We start from the raw sequence: 19,641 nt of genomic DNA on the forward strand, positions 1-19,641 counted from the left end.
GACGGCCGTCAGCCGCGGCCGTCCAGCATCGCCTTGGCGGTCAGGCCGTATTCCGACTTGAAGGCCCGGGAGAAATGCGACACGTCGCTGAAGCCGCAGGCCAGCGCCACCTCGGTCACCCGCCTGGCGCCGCCGCCTTCCAGCATCTCGCGGCTGCGCTCCAGCCGCTGCTTCCACATCCAGCGCACGGCCGTCGTCTCCTCGCGGGCGAAGACCCGCGACAACGTCCGGCGCGACACGCCCAGATCCTGCACCATCCGGTCGCAATCCAGCGTGCCATCCTCGAGATTGGCCAGGATGTAGGATTTCGCCTTGTCCAGAAGGTTCACGTGCCGGTCCACGCCCTCGGGCGCGACGCCGCCATGGGTCTCGAAGGCGGCGGCGATCAGGTCGACCAGCGAGGACGCCACGCGCCGCGCCGCCGGGCTGTCGGCACAGAGATCGAGCCCGTGCGCCTCCTGCACCAGGCCGCCCACCAGCCGGCCCATCGCGCTGGTCACCGACACGGTGCGCGCGGTCATCGTCCCGGCATTGGGCAGGCGGTTGGTCAGGAGCGTGCGGGGCAGCCGCATCCAGAAGCCGGTGTAGTTGCAGTCCCAGTCATAGACGAAGGGCGCCGCAGAGTCGTAGATCAGGAAATCGCCGGACTTCTGCACGGTCTCGCGGCCGGCCTGGCTCAGCCGTCCGTGGCCGCTGGTCAGGAAGGAGAAGAAGAAGCAGTCCAGCGGATCGCGGCGCAGCGACTGGCGGTCGCGGTGGCTGGTCATCGGCGTCGAGCGGATGTGGCTCAGCCCGATCGGACCCAACGTCCGGCGCGACAGGCTGGCGCTGAAATCTGCCGGCTTGCCCTCGAGCCCGTTTTGGGAGGGCGAGAAATTCTTGCAGATCACCTCGCTCCAGAACGCGAAGCGGTCGCGCTGCGCGAGGCTGGCCGTGTCGATCTTCGATAGTCCGTTGACGTCTGAGACGAGTGGAATCATGGGGAGGAACCTCGGACGGGTTTCGGCCATCCTGCCCCAGCGGGAAGGCGGGCGCAGGGGGCGGCGGCCCCTGCCAGGCCGCCGGATGCTTTTCTGCCCAAAATCTGTTCGGAAATCGCGAAGCGTGATGCGCAATCGGGCAGGAGATCCTCCCGCCCCCTGCGCGGCTGCGCGCCCTTGCCCGTGCCCCGGAAGCCCCGCTAAACCTGCAGAGACCGCAAGTTCCGGGACCCGATGCAACAGCAAAGCTCTTCTCCGCGCCAGCGTGGCGTCCAGTCGATCGACACCGCCGCCCGGCTGATGCGGATCCTCGCGGAGGCGGACGAGCCGATGATGCTGCGCGACATCGCCGCCCGCGCCGGGATCAAGTCGGCCCAGGCCCATGCCTACCTGATCTCGCTGCGCAAGCACGGCATGGTGCAGCAGCTCGGCACTGCCGGGCGCTATACACTGGCCGAGGAGACGCTGCGGCTGGCGCATGCCGCCCTGGCCGAGATGCCGGGCCATGACGCGCTGAAGCGGGCGGCGGACCGGCTGTCGGCGGAAACCGGGCTGACCGTGGCGATCGACCTGTGGATCCGCGGCGCCGCCACCGCCGTCTTCGTCGCCGAGGGCCATTTGCTTCAGGCCTTCAGCCTGCATGCGGGCACGCGCAGCGACCGCAGCAACAGCGCATCGGCCTGGCTCTTCGCTGCGTGGGGCTGCGGGCCGCCCGCCGGCCCGGCAGCCGCGACGCAGGCCGCCGCCATGCGCGCAGAGGGCCTGGCCCGGTGCGAAGGCCTGCCGCTGCCGCATCTGTCGACCCTTGCGGTCCCGGTCTTGGCGGCGGACGGATTGCTTGCCGCCGCGCTGTCGCTGATCGGCCCGGCCGCGCAGATCGCGGCGTCGCGCGCGCCCCTGGCAGACGCGCTCCTTGCCGCGGCGGAGACCGCCCATGGCTGACGGCGCCGAACTGCCCGGAAGCGGCCGCGAGCGCGAGCCGCGCGGCGTGCAGACGGTGGAGACCGGCCTGTCGCTGCTGTCGCTGCTGACCGAGGGCGAGCCGCTGACCGCGGCGGAACTGTCGCGCCGCGCGGGGCTGAGCAAGGGCCAGACCCATGCCTATCTGGTCAGCTTCCAGACGGCCGGGCTGATCGCGCGCAACCCGGAAAGCGGCCGCTACGGCATCGGCCGGTTCGGGCTGGAGCTGGGCGCGGCGCACCTGGCCGGGTTCGACCCGCAGCAGGTCGCCTCCGAAGAGGCGCAGAAGCTGGCCGACAGCCTCGGCCAGAGGGTCAGCCTTTCGGTCTGGGGCAGCTACGGCCCGACCGTGACCGCCGTGCACGAGGGCAGCGAGCGGATCCGCATCAACGCCCGGCCGGGCACCGTCTATTCGGTGACGGGGACGGCGACGGGGCGGCTGTTCGCCGCCCTGCTGCCTGCCGGACAGGTCGGGCCCGTGGCGCGCGCGCAGGCGCAGGAGCCCCCGCCCGGACGCTATGTCGGCCAGTGCCCCGGCTGGGACGAGGTGCAGGACGGGCTCACGGCGATCCGGCAGAGCGGGATCAGCGTCACCTATTCCTGGCCCCAGCCCGGCATTTCGGCGATCGCGGCGCCGGTGCGCAACTTCTCGGGGCGGCTGGACATGGCCGTGACCCTGATCGGCGCAGCCGAGGAGATCGACATCGCCATCGAGGGACGCCACGTGCAGGAGCTGGTCTGGGCGGCCGCGCGGATTTCCCACCGGCTGGGCTGCTGCCCGCCGCCTCCGTGACAGCTCAGCCGACCGGTGCGCGCGCGCCGCTGCGGGCCGAGGCGAAGATCGCGTCGGTCACCGCCAGCGTGGCGATGGCATCCTCGGGCGGATAGGGCATCTCCCGGCCCGTCCGCAGCGCCTCCGCAAAGGCCTGCACCATCAGCCGGTACTGGCCGGGGGCATCTACCCGGATCTCCTGGCGCGCGGTGGTCCGCCCGTCGGTAAGGATGATCAGCGGCTCGTCCAGCACCTCGCCCCAGCCGGGCAGGAAGCCGCGCGGCACCTCGATCGTCCCGGAGCTGCCGACCAGCCGGTAGGAGCTGATCCCGCCCGCCCGGTGCGAGGCGCTGGCCATGCCGACCCGGCCGTCGCCGAATTCCAGGATCGCCGCGGTGGTCACGTCGACGCCATGCACCGGGTCGATCTCCTGGGAGGCCAGCACCGAGACCGGCTCGCAACCGAACATCATCCGGCAGAGATTGACCGGGTAGCAGCCGGCATCGAGCAGCACGCCGCCGCCGAGCGCCTTCTGCTGGGCGATGTGGGCCTGGCCGGTCCGGTCGGTGGAGATATGCGCCTCGACCAGCCGCAGCGCGCCGATGGCGCCCTCCGCCACCAGCTCCCGCACCCGGTCATGCAACGGGTGGAAGCGGTACATGAAGGCCTCCATCAGGGGCACGCCGCGGGCGCGGAATCTCTCGACGATCCGCCGGGCCGAGGCCGCATCGGTCGAGAGCGGCTTCTCGCAGAGCACCGGAATGCCGCGCTCCGCCGCCCGGAGCGCCCAGTCCTCGTGCAGCGCGTTCGGCAGCGGTATGTAGAGCACGTCGATTGCGCCGCTCTCCGCCAGCGCCGCATAATCGGGGAAGACGCGCGCGATGCCGAATTCCGCCGCCACCTCCGCGCCCCGCGCCGCATCGCGCGAGGCAATGGCCGCCACCCGGCAGCCGGGCACCGCATTGATCGCCGGGATCACCTGTGCCCGCGCGATGCCGGACGTGCCCAGCACGCCCCATCTGAGTTCCGTTTCCATGGTCCTGTCCTGCCTCCTGCCGGTGCCGCGGATACAGGGCAGCGAGGCACCCGCGGGGTCAACGGCCGGAGGGCAGGCTGGCGCGCAGGGTCAGCGGAAGCGGCGCGCAGGGCCGGATCAGCGCGCCAGCAGGCGGCTCGGCGGGATGCCGAATTCCTTCTTGAAGGCGCGGGTGAAATGCGAGCTGTCCTTGAAGCCGAACATGAAGGCAGCCTCGGTCACCTGCCGCACGCTGCCCTCGGACATGGCGCGGTAGGCGCCCGACAGGCGCTGCTGCCAGATCCAGCGCATGACGGTGGTGCCCTCGGCGGCGAAGAGCCGGTTGAGCGTGCGCGGCGAGATGCCCTGCGCCCGCGCGATGCTCTCGACGCAGAGCGAGCAGTCCTCGAGCTGGCCCGCGAGGTCGCGCTTGATCCGCGCCAGCATGTGCTCCTGCCCGGGGCTGGCGCGCATGTCCTCGCCCGCGATCTCCTTCACCGCTAGGCAGAGCACGTCGAGGATCGGCGCCTCGGCCTCGCGGCAATGCTGCGGATCGGGCAGGGTTTCGAGGGCGGAAGCGCTTTTCAGCAGGCTCGCGGCCAGCTGCGCCAGCGGCCGGGTTCCGTCGAGGCGCAGCGCGAACTGCCGGTCGGCCCGGGGCAGCCGGGCGACGACCTGCGGCCTCGGGATGCGCAGCGAGATCGTGTGCGACGGCCGCGGGAAGCGGATCGCATAGGGCTGGTCGGTGTCGTAGACGACCATGTCGCCCGCGCCGAAGCCGAAGCTGCCGGCATTGTGCTCGAAGGTGCCGCCCCCGCCCAGGTTGAGCACGCACAGGAAATCGTCCCGGCCGCAGCTCCTCATCTCGCGCGGGCCGCGCCGGTAGGCGACCGCGGAGAAGGCCGTGTCCGACAGCTGCAGCCCGCCCCAGTCGTCGATCTTCATGCGGCCCTCGAATTCCGGGTCCGGCTCGCCGTCGGGCGCGACCGCGACATGGTGGCGGCTGACCATCGACTGCCAGTAGTCCAGCCGCTCGGCTGTGGCGAGATCGCGGGTCTGGAAAACGAGGCTCATGGGCGGTCCCCTTCGGACGTGTGACTGGCGCCGCGGGGACTGGCCGGATCTCCGGCAGCCATGGCCGGAGCCGGAACGCGATGGACGCCGCCCTGGCGGCAGCGCCCCGGCCCGGACTGTGTCCGGACCCTGCCCCGATGGGCCATGGTCGCCTTTCCGCAGCGCGGACGGAAGCCGCTCAGCCTGCCAGGGCGGGCAAAACCGTCCGTATCGGCGAACCGTCCAGCCAGGCAGCGATGCATTCCGCCATCTGCCCGTAAAACAGCCGGTACGTGTCTTCGGTGACGAATCCGACATGCGGGGTCGCGACAACGTTCGGCAGGGTGCGGAACGGATGGTCCGCCGGGAGCGGCTCGCGATCGAAGGTATCGAGCGCCGCGCCCGCGATCCGTTCCGCGCGCAGAGCCGCGATCAGCGCCGCCTCGTCGATCAAGGGCCCGCGCGAGGCGTTGACGATCCAGGCCGTGGGCTTCATCAGGCCAAGTTCCGTCGCGCCGATCATGCCCCAGCTGCGCGGCGAGAGCTTCATGTGGACGCTGACGATGTCGGAGGTGGCGAACAGCTCCTCCTTCGGCACCGCCTCGACGCCGTGTTCCGCCGCATGGGCCGGGTCGAGATTTGCGCTCCAGGCGACGACCTCCATGCCGAAGGCCTGGCCGACCTTCGCCACCGCCTTGCCGAAATTGCCCAGGCCCACGATGCCGAGGCGGCGGCCGAAGATGTCCTGGCCGACATGACCCTGCCAGCCGCCCGCGCGGAAGCTCGCCATCTCCTGCGGCAGGCGGCGGATGGCCGAGAGGATCAGCCCCCAGGTCAGCTCGGTGGTGCCGTAGAGCAGGTAGTCGGTATGCGACACCGCGATGCCCAGCTCGCTCGCCGCCTGCATGTCGATCGCGGCATTCGCCACCGAGTTCGAGGCGACCATCTTGAGCCGCGGCAGGCGCTGCATCAGCTCGCGGGTAATCGCCGTGCGCTCGCGCATCGGGCAGAGGATGTCGGTGTCCTTGAGCCGTTCAGCCAGGATGTCGGGATCGGGCTGGTGGTCGGTCCAGACCTCGATCTCGCAGCGCGCGCGCAGCCCGCTCCAGTCGGCCATGGAGAGCGCTGCGTTCTGGTAGTCGTCGAGAATGGAAATCTTCATGCGCCATGTCACCTTGCGTCTGCATTGGCTTTGAGGAAGCGGGGCAGCGGCAGTTCGCGCCCGCGGGTGATGCCGTCGGAACGGTAGACCAGCACCAGCACCATGAAGATGCCCAGGGTGATCTCCTGCAGTCCGAGCGGCAGGGCGAGCCTGGTGCCGCCGATCTGGACCCCCTGCTCGGCCAGGCGCAGGATTTGTGCGACGGTGGACACGGCGATGACCCCGGCGACGACGCCGGTCAGGCTTTCCGCGCCGCCGACGACCAGCATGACGAGCATCAGGAAGGTGAGCCCCATGTAGAACACGTCGACGGTCAGGATGCCGAGGAAGTAGGTATAGACCGCCCCGCCTGCCCCCATCACCGCCGCCGAGAGCACGAAGGCCGCCAACCGCATGCGGTAGACCGAGATGCCGGTGGCCAGGGCGGCCACGTCGTCGTCCCGGCTGGCCTTCAGCATCAGCCCCCAGCGCGAGCGCTGGAACAGGTAGGCAGTCAGGAGCGCCAGCGCGGCGAAGAGGAAGGTCGGCCAGATCGAGCCGAATTGCGGGATGTTGGTCAGCGGCGCGACGCCGCCTGTCACCGAGTCCCAGTTGGAATAGATGCGGTTGACCACCACGAGGAAGGCGAAGGTGGCGATCGAGGCGGCGATGTCCGACAGCCGCACGATCGCGGCGCCGACGACCAGCGCCACGAGCGCGGCCATGACTGCCGCCGCGGCCACGCCGGCCCAGGGCGACAGCTGCAGGGTCTGGACCCAGTGCGGCAGCCCGGTCAGCATGATCTGCTTGAACATCGGGTTCATCGACAGCCAGGCCGCCGCATAGCCGCCGACGCAGGCAAAGGCGACATGGCCGAAGGCGAAGACGCCGGAATTGCCGATGAAGATGTAGAAGCCGGTGACCAAAATGATGCGGACGAGAATCTCGGTCCAGAAGGTCTCCACCCCCGGCGGGGCGAAGAGCGACACCGGCAGCGTGACGAGGCCGAGACCGGCGATCAAGAGCGCAGGCAGGCCCGCCGCGCGCAGCGGGAGGTTTGCGGGGACGGCCATGGATCAGACCCTTTTCATGACATGCTTGACCGGGAAGAGCCCGTTCGGCCGGACCACGAGGATGACGATCACCAGCCCGAAGGCGAAGGCGTCGCGAAAGGGCTTCAGCTCGGGCGGCAGGTAGACCTGCAGCATGGTGATGGCGATGCCGATGGAGAAGCCGCCCAGCACCGCGCCGGGCAGCGAGCCCATGCCGCCGACCACCACCGCGACGAAGCCGTAGAGCGCCAAGGGCGAGCCCCAGGCATAGTTGATCGTCCCGCTCTGCGGCAGGTAGAGGAGCGCCACCGCCGCGGCCAGCACGCCCGAGATCGCGAAGGCGATGCCGATCACCCGGTTGGCCTTGACGCCGAGATAGCGCGCCATGCGGAAATCCTCGGCTGCGGCGCGGACCTCGATGCCGAAGCGGCTGTATTTCAGGAACAGCGACAGCGAGACCATCAGCACCGCCGTCACCGCTATGGTGACGATCTGGATCAGCGGGATGCGCAAACCCTGCCACTGGATCTGCTGGGTCAGCCCGTACCACAGGTTCACGCCGCGCGCCTGGCTGCCATAGACCATGAGCACGGTGTTCTGCAGGATGTAGCTGACGGTGAAGGACGCCATCATCAGCACCGGCGCGGAGGCCGAGCGCAGGGGCCGGAAGACGAAGCGTTCGGTGGCCAGCGCCAGCACCACGACGATGGCGCAGACCGTCGGGATCACCGCCGCCCAGTGCCATTTTCCGATGAACAGCTCGGAGGCCGCCGCGACCGAGGTGAAGGGCACGATCAGCGAATAGGCCGCCGTGGAAATGAACTCGCCATGGGCCACGTTCGCGAGGCGCAGGATGCCGAAGAGCAGCCCGATGCCGAGCGCGGAGAGCGCGAAGATCGAGCCCAGGCTGGCCGCGTCGAGGCAGGTTTGCAGGAACTGGGTCATGTCAGGCGCTTTCCCTGTCGAAGCCGAAATAGGCGCGCTTGATCGCCTCGCCGTCTGCGAGCTCCTCCGCCCGGCCCTCCAGCTGGATCTGGCCGCCGCGCAGCACGTAGATGCGGTCGGCATGTTTCAGGATGCGGGTGGAACTCTGCTCGTTGATCAGCAATGTCACGCCGCGCCGCGCCTTGATCTCGGCGAGGATGGCATAGACCTGGTCTACGATCTTCGGCGCGAGGCCCAGCGAGGGCTCGTCGATCAGGATCAGCTCGGGCCCGGTCATGATCGCCCGCGCGATGGCCAGCATCTGCTGCTCGCCGCCCGAGAGCCGGCCGGCCGGGTAGCTCGCCCGCGCCTTCAGCGACGGGAAGACATCCATCAGGTCGTTCAGAAGCCAGCGCGCGGTGCCCGGATTGGAATGCAGGAAGCCGCCGAGCCTGAGGTTCTCGGTCACGGTGAGCGTTGAGAAGATCTGCCGCCCCTCGGGCACCAGCGAAACGCCGCGCCGCGCGATGGCCTCGGGGGCCAGCCCGGCCACCGGATCGCCGCCCAGCAGCACCGCTCCCTGCCCCGCGGCGACGCCGCCGGCGATGGCAGCAAGCAGCGTGGATTTCCCGGCGCCGTTCGGGCCGACGATGCAGACGGTCTCGCCGCGTTCGACATGCAGGCTGACGCCGCGCAACGCCGCGATCTGCCCGTAGCTGACATGGAGGTCGCGGACCTCGAGATGGGGCTTTCTCATTCGACTCCCTCCGCGCCGAGATAGGCGGTCAGGAAGGCGCGGTCGGCCTGCACCTCGGCGGGGGTGCCGGTGACGATGGTGCGCCCGCCGTCAAGGACGTGCAGCCGGTCGGAGAGCGACATGACGACATGCATGTTGTGCTCGATCAAGAGGACGCCGCAGCCGAAGCTTCCAGGCAGGCCGCGGATGATGCGCATCAGATCCTCGCATTCGGAATCGGACATGCCGGCGGCCGGCTCGTCGAGAAGGACGTATTTCGGCCGCGAGGCCAGCGCGCGGGCGATGTCGAGCCGCCGCTGGTCGGTATAGGGAAGGCTGCCGGCGATCTGGCCCAGCTGTCCGCCGAGTCCGGTCCGGTCCAGCACCTCCGCCGCCCGCGCACGGGCATCGCGCAGCGACAGCCCCGCGGCGATGGCGGCGACCTGGGCGTTTTCCAGCACCGAAAGCTTGCCGAAGAGCCGCCCTGCCTGGAAGCTGCGGGCGACGCCCGCGCGGCGCACCTTGGCGGGCGACCAGCCGAGCGCGCTGCGCCCGTCGATTTCCAGCCCGCCCTCCGTCGGTTTCTGGAACCCGGTCAGCACGTTGACCAGCGTGGTCTTGCCCGCGCCGTTCGGGCCGATCAGCCCGACGATCTCGCCGGGCGCGAGGCGCAGCGTCACGCCGCTGATCGCGGCGAGCCCGTCGAAGCGGACCGTCACCCCGGCGACCGAAAGCGCCTCCCCGGCGGCGGCCGCGGCGGCCCCCTCTATCTTGGCATCCATGCGCACGCTTGCGTTTCCTTGCGATGGGTGAACGGGAAGGGCCGGGCATGCGTGCCCGGCCCCGGCGAAGCTCAGCCGCCGATGCGGTAGAGCACCTGCTGCGGGATCGGCTCGTCGATCTTCCATTCCTCGACCAGCACCTGGCGGCCATCGGTGAATTCCGAAATCTGCATCGGCATCGAGGTCTGGATATGCAGCTCGGGCGAGAAGCTGCGCGGGCCCAGCGTGGTCGGCTCGTCGGTGTAGGTGTTCATCTCCGCGACCACTTCGGCGCTGTCGGTGGTGCCGGTGGCCGCGACCGCCTTCGCCCAGAGCTCCAGCCAGGCATAGATCGGATAGGCGAACATCGAGGAGGGCTTGTCGCCGTATTTCGCCTCGAACGCATCGGTCAGCGCCTGCACGTCCGGACGTGCATCGCCTTCGATCACCACCGCGGTCGGGATGTAGAAATCCGTCAGCCCCGGCACCGCCGAGGTCCAGGCGACGCCGTCGAACATCGACGGTCCCAGCAGCGGCACATCGATCCCGGCCGCGCGGATCTGGCGGACCGCGCCGCCGGCGCCCAGATGCGAGCAGAGCATCACCGTCTCGACGCCGTCATTGGCGATGGCATTGGCGATCTCGCTGACCTGGCTGGCGATCGAGGCATCGTCGAAGCGGAACTGCTCCCAGCCGGCGATCTCGCCGCCCTCGCGCTCGTAGTTCCACTTGAAGCCGGCGCAGGCGGATTTCTGCGCCTCGCCCGCGACATCCTCCAGCACGAAGGCCTTCTTCAGGTCCTTCCGCTTCAGCGCCCAGTCAGCGATCACCGCGCCGTCGAGCTGCGAGGCGATGCCCGCCGAGAAGGAGTAGGGACCGACGCCGACCACGCCTGCCTTGGGGTCGACCGCGCATTGGAACACCGAGAGCTTGCCCGCCTTCTGCACCTGCACCGCGGCGGGCGCGCCGAAATCGTAGTCGCAGCTGACCGCGACCAGATCCGGGTCCTCGCGCAGCACCTGCTGGCCGGCCTTCACCGACTCGGCGAGGTCGGTCTTGTTGTCCGCCGTGACGAATTCGATCTGCCGGCCGAGAAGGCCACCGGCGGCGTTCTGCTTCTCGATCCACATCTGCGCGAAGCGGTAGCCGTCCGTGTCGGTCACCGACTGGCGTCCCGACAGCGAGATGGCGAAGCCGATCTTGATCGGGTCCGCGGCAAGCGCGCCGGTGGCCGCAACGGCGGCGAGCGCGCCGGCGAGAAGCCCGGAGGCAAGGGTCCTGGTCGTCATGTTCCACTCCTGCTGGTCTTGATTTGATCTGTTGCCGTTCGGCCGGACGGGTTTTCCCGCCTTCTTCCGATGATGGCGCGGGACGCTGCCCCGCGCCTTTCCCTGCGCGCCGGAACGCCTGACCCTGACGGTCAGGCGCCGCGCAGCCTTTCGGTCTCCTCCGCGTCGATGCCGGTGGCGAAACCCTCGGCATCGGCGATCACCGCCACGCCGTAGATGCCGCGGGCGCGCTCCGCCGTCTCGTAGCCTTCGGCCACGTCGGCCAGCACGGCCGCCGGATCGCGGGTCCTCGGATCGCCGTAGCCGCCGCCGCCGGAATCGAGGCCGACGATGGTCTCGCCGGGCTTCAGCACTGTGTGCAGGTATCCGGGCAGGACCTCTTCGGTTCCGTCGGCATGGATCTTGATGTTGGCGCCGGGAAAGGCGTCATGCCCGCCCTGCACGCCGCGCGGGCCGGTGGCGACGCCGTTCGTCACCTGCATCACAACCATGTCGCTGCCGCGCGGGCCGAACTCGGTCCTTGTCGCCACGCCGCCGCGCTGCCGCCCTGCCCCGGCGGTGCCCGCCTGCAGCTTCATCGACTTCACCAGGATCGGCAGGCGCTGCTCGGTGATCTCAATGCTGTCGCGGTAGCAGAGCCCGGCGCCCGCGATTACCGTGAAGGTGTCGAGCCCGTCGGCCTCCGGCGAGGCCGGACCGCCGCCGCCCATCAGGAAGAGCTGGTTGACGTAGTCGCCTCCGCCGCGCTCGTCATGTCCCGAGATCACCCCGGTCGAGACGCCGAGGAACATGTTCGATTCCGACAGGCCGAAGCCCTCGCCGATTTCGGAAATCGCGCTCTGCGCGGTGTTGCAGATCACGTCCGCCAGCAGCGTCGTCGCGGTGGAGGCGCTGTGCGGGAATTCCGGGATGCCGACCACGCAGTTTTCGCGCAGCAGCACCTCGATCCGCCGGAAGGTTCCGGAGTTCAGCGGCAGGTCATGTTCGAGGCAGTTGACGATGCCCGAGATCGCCATGCCGGTCGCCGTCGCCTGGCAGGTATTCACCCCGGCATCGACGCAGTCGATATTGTCGCGCAGATCGACGATCGCCCGGCCGTTTTCCGGGTCGATGGTGATCTTCACGAAGACATCCACGCCGTCGGGAAGGAAGTCGCCGAGCGCATCGAGCCGCCCGTGGCGCTCCAGCGTTGCCGCGGGCATCCGCGAAATCGCGGCAGCGGTGCGCCGCTCGGAATAGTCGAGCCAGGCGGCGATGAAGGCCTTCACCCGCGCCGCGCCGTATTTCTCCGCGAAGCGGATCAGCGCCCGTTCGCCGGTGCGCGCCGCCGCCAGGGCGGATTGCAGGTCGCCATACCACTGGTCCGGCACGCGGATCCGCGCCCGGCACATCCGCACGATATCCTCGTTGTCGGTGAAGTCCTTCTGGATCTGCACCATCGGGAAGACCAGCGCACCCTCGTTGTAGACATCCGTGGCAGCGGCAAAATACGTCGTCGGGACCGAGTTGCCGCAATCCGCCTGATGGCATTTCACCACCGAGGTGAAGAGATGCTCGCCCTCGAAGAAGACCGGGACCAGGATCGTGTGGTCGGCGGCATGGGTGTTGCCGTTATACGGGTCGTTGTTGAGGAAGGCGTCGCCCGCGCGGAAGCCCGGATGGAACTGCGCCATCGCCTGGCCCTGCAGGTTGGAGCCGAAGGCGTGGACGGGCAGCGCCTCGGCCACGCCGATGATGTCGTGATCCGCCGAAAGGATGGAGCAGGAAAAGTCCCGCGCCATGCCGATCACCGAGGAATTGGCGGTCAGGATGACGGTCGAGGTCATCTCGCGCACGATCGCGTCCAGCCGGTTGCCCATGATGGCAAGCTCTACCGGATCGAAGCCGGTCATCGGGGAGCCGTCAGCCATGATTGCCTCCAAATTCGAAGATGTAGTTGCCGCTCCGGGAAAGCCGCCCGGTCATGCCGGGATCGACGACGATGGTCGTGGTCGGTTCCTCGATGATCGCGGGTCCGGCGATCTCGAAGCCGAGCGGAAGCGTCGTGCCATCGAGCACGCGGGTCGGCAGGTGTCCGCCCTCGGCGAAATAGGCGCGGCTCCCGCGCTCGCCGGGAACGGACTCCGCCGGGCCCTCCCAGGAGACCTGCGGCGAGGGCAGAACCGCCGCGACGCGCAGGCGCCAGTTGATCGCCTCGACCACAGTGCCCTTGCGGTTCACGTGGTAGAGCCGCTGGTACTGCCCGGCGAAGAGCGTCTCCAGGAGGTCGATGTCGGAAGCGTCACGCGCCCAGTCCACGGGCAGCTCGACCTCCAGCTCCCATTGCTGCCGGGCATAGCGCGCCTCGACGAAAAGCTGGTGGCGGAAGGTGTCGACCCCCTTCGCGCGCAGGGCGGTCTCGAACCCGGCGCTCTGCGCGACGAGTCCGCCGAGCGCCTCGCGGACGGCGCCTGAGTCGAAGGCATCCGAAGCCCCGTAGCAGGAGGCGGAGAAATCGATGGCGATGTCGGAGAACTGCCCGCCCGCCGCCGAGATCGCCCCGGCCGTCTTCGGGATCACCACGTTCTTCGCCTTCATCGCGCGGGCGATGGAAAGCACGTTCAGCCCGGCCGCGCCGCCCCCGGCGACGATGGTGCTGTCGGAGGGGCTGACCCCGTCATTGGTGGTGATGTCCTCGATTGCCTTGATCATCGTCTCCGACGAGATGCGGATGATCGCAGACGCCGTTTCCCAGATCGTCTTGCCGAGCTGCGCGGCGACGCCCTGCATCGCGGTCTCAGCCGCAGCGCGGTCGAGCTTCATGCGGCCGCCGAGGAAGCGGTCGGGATCGATATAGCCCAGGACCACCGCCGCGTCGGTCACGGTCGGACGCGTGCCGCCCTTGCCGTAGCAGGCCGGACCCGGCACCGAGCCGGCGCTGTGCGGACCGACGCGCAGCATGCCGCCGTCATCGACCCAGGCGATGGAGCCGCCGCCCGCGCCGACCGAGCGGATGTCGACCGTCGCCATGCCGAGCATGGTCGAGGCCATCGGCGTGCCGAGCCAGGTCTCGCGGGTGTACTTGATCGCCCCGTCGCGGATCAGCGACACGTCGAAGGTCGTGCCGCCGGTATCGACGATGATCACGTCATTGCCGAATGCCTCGGCGCGGGTATAGGCGATGCCTGCGAGCGGCGCCATCGCGGGGCCCGATTTCGCCATGTAGACCGGCTTCTGCACCACGTCATCGATATGCATCACCCCGCCGGAGGAGGCCGAGATCAGCAGCTCGCCGCCGAAGCCCGCTGCCGCGAGATCGGTCTTCAGGTCGCGCAGATGCGCCTGCATCAGGGGCTTCAGCGAGGCGTCGATCGCCGCCGAGGAACTGCGCGGGTATTCCCGGATCGTCGGGTTCAGCGCCGAGGACAGGGTGTAGGGCACGCCCGGCAGGATCTCCTCGATCAGCTCGCCCAGCCGTTCCTCATGCGCCGGGTTGGCAATGGACCACAGCAGGCTGACCGCGACTGCCTCGATGCCGACCCGTCCGAGCTTTTCGATCACGGCGCGGGCGGCGGCTTCGTCGAGCACGGTTTCCACCCCGCCTTCGGCATTCATCCGCTCGGGGATCTCGAAGGTCAGCGCGCGCGGGATATAGGGCGGCTCGACCGGGGCGTTGATCTCCAGCGCATTGAGCTTGCCGCCCTTGCGGAAGACCAGCACGTCCGGGAATCCCTCTGTCACCAGCAGCGCGGTCTTCGCCGTCTTGCGCTCGACGATGGCGTTGGTCGCCCGCGTCGTCCCGTAGACCATGACCCGCGTCTCCGCCAGGAGCTGTGCCAGCGGGATGCCGATCTGGTCGGCCGCGTTGGAGATCGAGTTCGACAGGCCGGTGAAGCTTCGTTCGGGCGTGGTCAGCGCCTTGCCGACGGTCAGCCGCCCCATCTCGTCGGTGACCACGACATCTGTGAAGGTCCCGCCGGTATCGACCGAAATTCTGTACATTGCGCCTCCGCGTGTTGTCCCTTCCGGGGGTGTTGCCTCAGGTCTACCGGGATCGCCGCCCCCCGGCCTTGCCCGGAGCGCCACAAGGTCTGTCCCGGAGGGTCAGCGGTCGGCCATCATGGTCAGGTTGATGCGGCGGCCCTCGAAGGACTGCGAGAAGCGCGCGGCATCGGTGCGGTGCAGGTATTTCGACGGGAAAAGCACGGCGCGGTTGCCGCGATAGGGCACCCGGTGCGCCGCCGCAGCAGCGGCTTCGATCCGGCTGCGGTTGAGGTCGGGCCGGGCATTGTACTGCGCGAAAGGAATGTCGCGGCCGATCCGCAGGTCCCAGAGCGTCATGCCGCCGGTTCCGCCCGGCTCGAGATGGCGCTCATGGACGGGCCAGAGATTCAGGTTCCAGTCGCCCTGGTCGGCATGGATGTCGATGCCCTGCGAGTCCCGCAGGTAGCGGAAGGCCCAGAGCTGCGCGATCCTGAGCGGCCCCGCCAGATCGGCCATGACCTGCCGCATCGCCTTGGCAACCGCCAGCATGAAGGGCGTCGCCAGCCCGTCATGCAGATGCGCACCGAGATAATGCCGTTCGGCACGGGCGTCGAACCAGAAGGTGGAGCCCAGAAGCTGCTCCATCAGACCGTCGAGCGCCTCCGGGGACAGCAGGCTGTCGATCACGTAGATCGCGTCGCCCGGCCCGCCGGACAGCGCGATCCGCTCGACCGACATTGCGCCCGACAGGACCTGCGCAGGGATCGCGGGCACGCTGCGATGGACGCAGATCTCCAGGAGATCGGTCGGGCTTTCGGCAGGAAGCTGCCCGATCCGGCCGGTGCGCTCAAGCCAGGCAAGCTGCTCCGACAGATGCGCCAGCTGCACCGGGTTGGCCGCCCCCCCGGGCGCGGCCGCCCTGCCCTGCCGCTTCAGCGCGAAGGCGCGGTCGAAATGGGCGAAGGCCGCATCGAGGTCGCCGCGCCGCTTGTGGCACTGGGCGGCGTTCACATGCATCGGCCAGGATTCTAACCCCATGCCGAAGACCTTGCCGTAGCGTTCCAGCGCCAGATCGTAGAGCTGGCCGGACAGCGCCCGGTCGGCCGAGGCGAGAAGCTGGTGCGCGCGAATGTGCCTGTCCTGCATGGTGACCTTCCCGAGACTGGAGAACCGCGCGTCCCAGGATACGGCCAGCGCGCCGGCGCGGCCTGACCAGCCGTGCCAGAGTGCTTGACCCTGCGGGCCAGAGGTCAGGCTACGGTGATCGCAATCTTGCCCGCCACGCCGCCCTTCTCCAGCGCCGCCTGCGCCGCCGCGAGCTCCTCCAGCGGAAAGCGGGCATGGATCAGCGGGCGGAGCCGGTCCCCGGCGACGAGCCCGGCGATCCGCGCCAGATCCCCGCCATCGGACTCGGCGATGAAGAAGCACGAGCCAAGGGCCGCTTTCGCCGCGACCTGTGCCGGATCTGGCTCGGCGACAGCCGAAACCAGCCGCCCGCCCGGACGAAGCACCGCCCAGGACCGGGCCTGCACGTCGCCGCCGGCCAGGTCGAGCACCAAATCGACCCCGCCTGCCGCCGCCTCGAAGCGCTCGGTGTCATGGGCGATGGCGCGGTCGGCCCCGAGCCGTTCCAGAAGGCCGCGGTTGCGCGCCGAGGCAGTGGCCAGGACCTCGGCCCCGGCAAGCTTCGCCATCTGCACCGCGAAATGCCCGACGCCGCCCGAACCGCCATGGATCAGCACGCGCTGCCCCGCCGCGATCCCGCCATGGCGGTGCAGCCCTTGCCAGGCCGTCAGCGCGGCAAGCGGCACGGCGGCGGCATCTGCCAGCGGCAGGCCGGCAGGCGCGGCGCTGGCCTCGGAGAGCTTCAGCACGATATGCTGGGCGAAGGTGCCGCGGGCGAAATCCGGCGATCCCCAGACCGCCCTGCCCATCCAGCCGGGATCGACGCCTGCGCCGGTCTCCGCGACATGGCCCGCCACGTCGCGCCCGCCGATATAGGGCAGCCGCTCCGGCCCCACCCGCGGATAGCCGCCGCGGCGGATCATCAGGTCGACCGGGTTGACGCTGGTCCCCGCGATCCGGACCAGCACCTCGCCCGGTCCGGGCGCAGGCCGCACCACCTGCTCCACCCGCAGCCCGTCCGTCCCGCCGAACCGGTGGAGCACCACCGCCGTCATCTTCTGCATCTGCCTGCCTCGTTCCGGTCGGCCGCAGACCCGGTCTCCCCGGCGCGGCCGAATCTGTGATTGCTAACTGGTTCGCCATTACCATGCGGCCAGAGAATGGCCAGCACCCGCGGACGGAAATTCCCGGCTCAGGTCCCGCGCAGGTTGACGCCGAACTCCCGCGCCGGGCTCCCGCTTCCGCTGCGTAGCGGCCTGCGGCGGAATGCTCTGCCAGCAGCGCCGCGAGCCATGCGGACAAGGCGTGACCCCGCTGGACGAAGAACATGTCGCCCGTCCGTCCTGCGCAGCCGGGCGCCAGGACCGCGGTCCGCTGTGCCGCCTCCCGCCCTCCGGCAGCCAGCAGGGTTTCGGCAGGACGCCCGTGCCAGTTGGCAAGCTGCACCCTGGCGGCGGTTCCAGGGAACGTGACCATGCCGATGGCGTTGGCGTTGTTGCGCAAATGGGGGGGATTTATATCGCCAATCCAGGGTGGTAGCTCGTCATCATGGGCGGACCTCCGAAGACGATCTGCAAGACCGCCAACCGGGGCAGCTGGCGAACCGTTGCGCGCCACCGGTCCGAGCGCGACAGCGAGCGACGCGCTGAGGCGGCGCGGATCTCTGACCGTCTGGTTCGATCCCTCGATGCCATGGGAGGCCATTCCGTCGGGGCGGCGCGGCTGTCAGCAAGCCCATGGCGACGCTGCAATGCAGACCTGTCTTGCTCTGAAGGTCCTCCCTGGCCTGCCGCGCCGCCAGGGTGAGCCAGCGAAGCGCCACCGGATCAAGCCAGCGGGCGAACGGTTTCGTGGCAAGCGCGCTGGAACTGTCCGGGCTCGGCTGCTCCGTGCCCGACTTCGGCACCCTGTCATGGCGGCTGAGGCGCCGCGAAAGCCCGACGGCAATGGACGCGACCATTCCGTTCCGCGGTTCGAAAGGCGCCTTGCACCTGCTCGTCCCCTCCAGCGTCGCCTCGATCAGTCACAACCGTTAGCGCTGGCCGGATCCATCCAAGGAAAGCGGTGCCCGGGCGACGTTGGACCTCCATTGGGCAGGCACCGATTGGAGGACGAGCCCTTGCCCGGACCGTAAACAGGCTGGCCCGGAGGTCCGGGACGCGCACGCCGTGCGATCCATACGGCTTCCCCGCTCCGGCACTTCGCCGATGGCCTTGTGCCGGCGGAAAGGCGGCGACCTTTGCCTGTTCCGAAAGATCGGGAAGAGCACGGATGCGCTCGGTCCCGGAGCGGGCAGGTCCCGGGCCCCAGGCAGGCCGTGCCGTCGGGGACGCGTCCGCAAGGCCGCCTGGGCGCCGCTCCGGGGCAAGGCCCCGCTCGCGCAGATGGCCCCGGGCACAGGCGTGTGGCCCGCAGCGCCCCCCACGGGAGGGCATTCCGAGAGGCGCGGAGGGGGCCGGTCAGCACTCCGGCAGGTTGACCGCGATGCCGCCCTGCGAGGTTTCCTTGTATTTCTCGCTCATGTCGCGCCCGGTCTCGAGCATCACGCGGACGCAGTTGTCGAGCGGCATGAAATGCTCGCCGTCGCCCCTGAGCGCCAGCGACGCCGCCGAGACGGCCTTGATCGCGCCGAGGGCGTTGCGCTCGATGCAGGGGACCTGGACGAGGCCGGCAGCCGGGTCGCAGGTCATGCCGAGATGGTGCTCCAGCGCGATCTCGGCCGCGTTCTCCACTTGCTCGTTGCTGCCGCCGAGCGCGGCGCAGAGACCCGCCGCCGCCATGGCCGAGGCCGAACCGACCTCGCCCTGGCAGCCGACCTCGGCACCGGAGATCGAGGCATTGTGCTTGATCAGCCCGCCGATTGCCGCCGCCACGAGAATGTAGTCGCGCAAGCCTTCGCGGGTCGCGCCGACGCAATGGTCGAGATAGTAGCGCCCGACCGCCGGGACCACGCCCGCCGCGCCGTTCGTCGGCGCCGTGACGACCTTGCCGCCGGCCGCGTTCTCCTCGTTCACCGCCATCGCATAGACCGACATCCAGTCATTCGCCTGATGCGGCTGGGCGAGGTTCAGCCCGCGCTCGGCCATCAGCTTCCCGTGGATGCCCTTGGCCCGGCGGCGGACCTTCAGCCCGCCCGGCAGGATGCCTTCCTGCACCAGCCCGCGCTCGATGCAGCCGTTCATGGCATTCCAGATGCCGTCGAGGGCAGCGTCGAGCCCCCGCCCCGACAGGACGGTCTCGTTGGCGCGCTTCATCTCGGCGACGGACTTGCCGGAGCAGCGCCCCATCTCCAGCATCTCGGCGGCCGAACCGAAGGGAAACGGGAAAGCGTGCGCCGCCTTCTCTTCGTGCAGATCCTGCGGACCGGCCTGCTGCGCCTCCAACTCGGCTGCGGTCAGCACGAAGCCGCCGCCGACCGAATAGTAGACCTGCCGGTGCCAGGGATTGCCGAGCCGGTCGAAGGCCTCCAGCACCATGCCGTTGGCGTGGCCCGGCAGCGCCGGACCGTAGTCGAAGACCAGGTCGCTTTCAGGGTCGAAGGCCAGCGCAGGCAGGCCCTCGGCAATGATCTCGCGCGCGGCGCGGATGTCCGCCTCGATCTTCTCCGCGTCGTCGGGGTCCAGCGTTTCGGGGCGGCAGCCCGCGAGACCGAGGATGACCGCGCGGTCGGTGGCATGGCCCTTGCCGGTGAAGGCAAGCGACCCGTGCAGAGTGGCTTTCAGCGCATGGAGATCGCCCGAACCGGGGATTTTCTCCACGCCGCCGCGCAGGTCGTCGAGGAACCGCGCCGCGGCCACCATCGGCCCCATCGTATGCGACGAAGAGGGGCCGATGCCGATCTTGAAGATGTCGAAGACCGAGAGGAACAAG

The 19,641-nt window shown here is 69.5% G+C and carries 16 protein-coding genes and 1 pseudogene; 3 read left to right on the forward strand and 14 right to left on the reverse strand.

Annotated features, from left to right (window positions below):
• Positions 1-8 precede the first annotated feature (8 nt).
• Positions 9-980 carry a helix-turn-helix domain-containing protein gene (locus HCC78_RS09070; protein WP_172328444.1) on the reverse strand — a complete coding sequence of 324 codons (972 nt, stop codon included), beginning with the start codon at positions 978-980 and terminating at the stop codon, positions 9-11.
• A 234-nt stretch (positions 981-1,214) separates the two neighbouring features.
• On the opposite strand from HCC78_RS09070, the gene HCC78_RS09075 reads away from it, so the two are divergent.
• Positions 1,215-1,922, forward strand: a complete 708-nt coding sequence (locus HCC78_RS09075; RefSeq protein WP_172328445.1) for a helix-turn-helix domain-containing protein — start codon at positions 1,215-1,217, stop codon at positions 1,920-1,922.
• Positions 1,915-2,733: an IclR family transcriptional regulator gene (locus tag HCC78_RS09080; protein WP_172328446.1), complete on the forward strand. Its 819-nt coding sequence runs from the start codon at positions 1,915-1,917 to the stop codon at positions 2,731-2,733. The genes HCC78_RS09075 and HCC78_RS09080 overlap by 8 nt, the downstream gene beginning before the upstream one ends.
• Before the next feature lie 4 nt (positions 2,734-2,737).
• Here the strand turns inward: HCC78_RS09080 and HCC78_RS09085 are convergent, their stop codons facing one another.
• The 12 genes from HCC78_RS09085 to HCC78_RS09140 form a co-directional block, all read right to left on the reverse strand.
• A complete protein-coding gene (locus HCC78_RS09085) occupies positions 2,738-3,748 on the reverse strand; it encodes a Gfo/Idh/MocA family protein (protein ID WP_172328447.1) in 1,011 nt (336 codons plus the stop codon).
• Between the two features lie 117 nt (positions 3,749-3,865).
• Positions 3,866-4,801 (reverse strand): helix-turn-helix domain-containing protein, encoded by a 936-nt coding sequence (locus HCC78_RS09090; protein WP_172328449.1) that lies wholly within the window; start codon positions 4,799-4,801, stop codon positions 3,866-3,868.
• Positions 4,802-4,979: 178 nt separating this feature from the next.
• Positions 4,980-5,942, reverse strand: a complete 963-nt coding sequence (locus HCC78_RS09095) for a D-2-hydroxyacid dehydrogenase family protein (RefSeq protein ID WP_172328450.1) — start codon at positions 5,940-5,942, stop codon at positions 4,980-4,982.
• Positions 5,943-5,950: 8 nt separating this feature from the next.
• A complete protein-coding gene (locus tag HCC78_RS09100) occupies positions 5,951-6,994 on the reverse strand; it encodes a branched-chain amino acid ABC transporter permease (protein ID WP_172328451.1) in 1,044 nt (347 codons plus the stop codon).
• A gap of 3 nt (positions 6,995-6,997) precedes the next feature.
• Positions 6,998-7,918: a branched-chain amino acid ABC transporter permease gene (locus tag HCC78_RS09105; protein WP_172328452.1), complete on the reverse strand. Its 921-nt coding sequence runs from the start codon at positions 7,916-7,918 to the stop codon at positions 6,998-7,000.
• Between the two features lies 1 nt (position 7,919).
• Entirely contained in the window at positions 7,920-8,654 is a 735-nt protein-coding gene (locus HCC78_RS09110) for an ABC transporter ATP-binding protein (RefSeq protein ID WP_172328453.1), read from the reverse strand.
• A complete protein-coding gene (locus HCC78_RS09115) occupies positions 8,651-9,415 on the reverse strand; it encodes an ABC transporter ATP-binding protein (protein ID WP_172328454.1) in 765 nt (254 codons plus the stop codon). The genes HCC78_RS09110 and HCC78_RS09115 overlap by 4 nt, the downstream gene beginning before the upstream one ends.
• 71 nt (positions 9,416-9,486) lie before the next feature.
• Entirely contained in the window at positions 9,487-10,683 is a 1,197-nt protein-coding gene (locus HCC78_RS09120; RefSeq protein ID WP_172328455.1) for an ABC transporter substrate-binding protein, read from the reverse strand.
• 131 nt (positions 10,684-10,814) lie between these two features.
• Entirely contained in the window at positions 10,815-12,593 is a 1,779-nt protein-coding gene (locus HCC78_RS09125) for a hydantoinase B/oxoprolinase family protein (RefSeq protein WP_216671082.1), read from the reverse strand.
• Complete coding sequence (locus tag HCC78_RS09130; protein ID WP_172328457.1) at positions 12,586-14,664, reverse strand: hydantoinase/oxoprolinase family protein; 2,079 nt, start codon at positions 14,662-14,664, stop codon at positions 12,586-12,588. The genes HCC78_RS09125 and HCC78_RS09130 overlap by 8 nt, the downstream gene beginning before the upstream one ends.
• Positions 14,665-14,766: 102 nt before the next feature.
• A complete protein-coding gene (locus HCC78_RS09135) occupies positions 14,767-15,792 on the reverse strand; it encodes a hypothetical protein (protein ID WP_172328458.1) in 1,026 nt (341 codons plus the stop codon).
• 104 nt (positions 15,793-15,896) lie between these two features.
• On the reverse strand, positions 15,897-16,835 hold the full coding sequence (locus HCC78_RS09140; protein ID WP_172328459.1) for an NADP-dependent oxidoreductase: 939 nt from the start codon (positions 16,833-16,835) through the stop codon (positions 15,897-15,899).
• Positions 16,836-17,377: 542 nt separating this feature from the next.
• Between HCC78_RS09140 and HCC78_RS09145 the strand changes: the two are divergent.
• A pseudogene (locus HCC78_RS09145) lies at positions 17,378-17,780 on the forward strand (transposase); the annotation flags it as partial.
• 450 nt (positions 17,781-18,230) lie between these two features.
• Here the strand turns inward: HCC78_RS09145 and HCC78_RS09150 are convergent.
• Complete coding sequence (locus HCC78_RS09150) at positions 18,231-19,640, reverse strand: L-serine ammonia-lyase (protein WP_172328460.1); 1,410 nt, start codon at positions 19,638-19,640, stop codon at positions 18,231-18,233.
• Position 19,641 lies beyond the last annotated feature (1 nt).

The sequence above is a fragment of the Mangrovicoccus sp. HB161399 genome, from assembly GCF_013184745.1.
In the GTDB taxonomy this organism is placed as follows: domain Bacteria; phylum Pseudomonadota; class Alphaproteobacteria; order Rhodobacterales; family Rhodobacteraceae; genus Mangrovicoccus.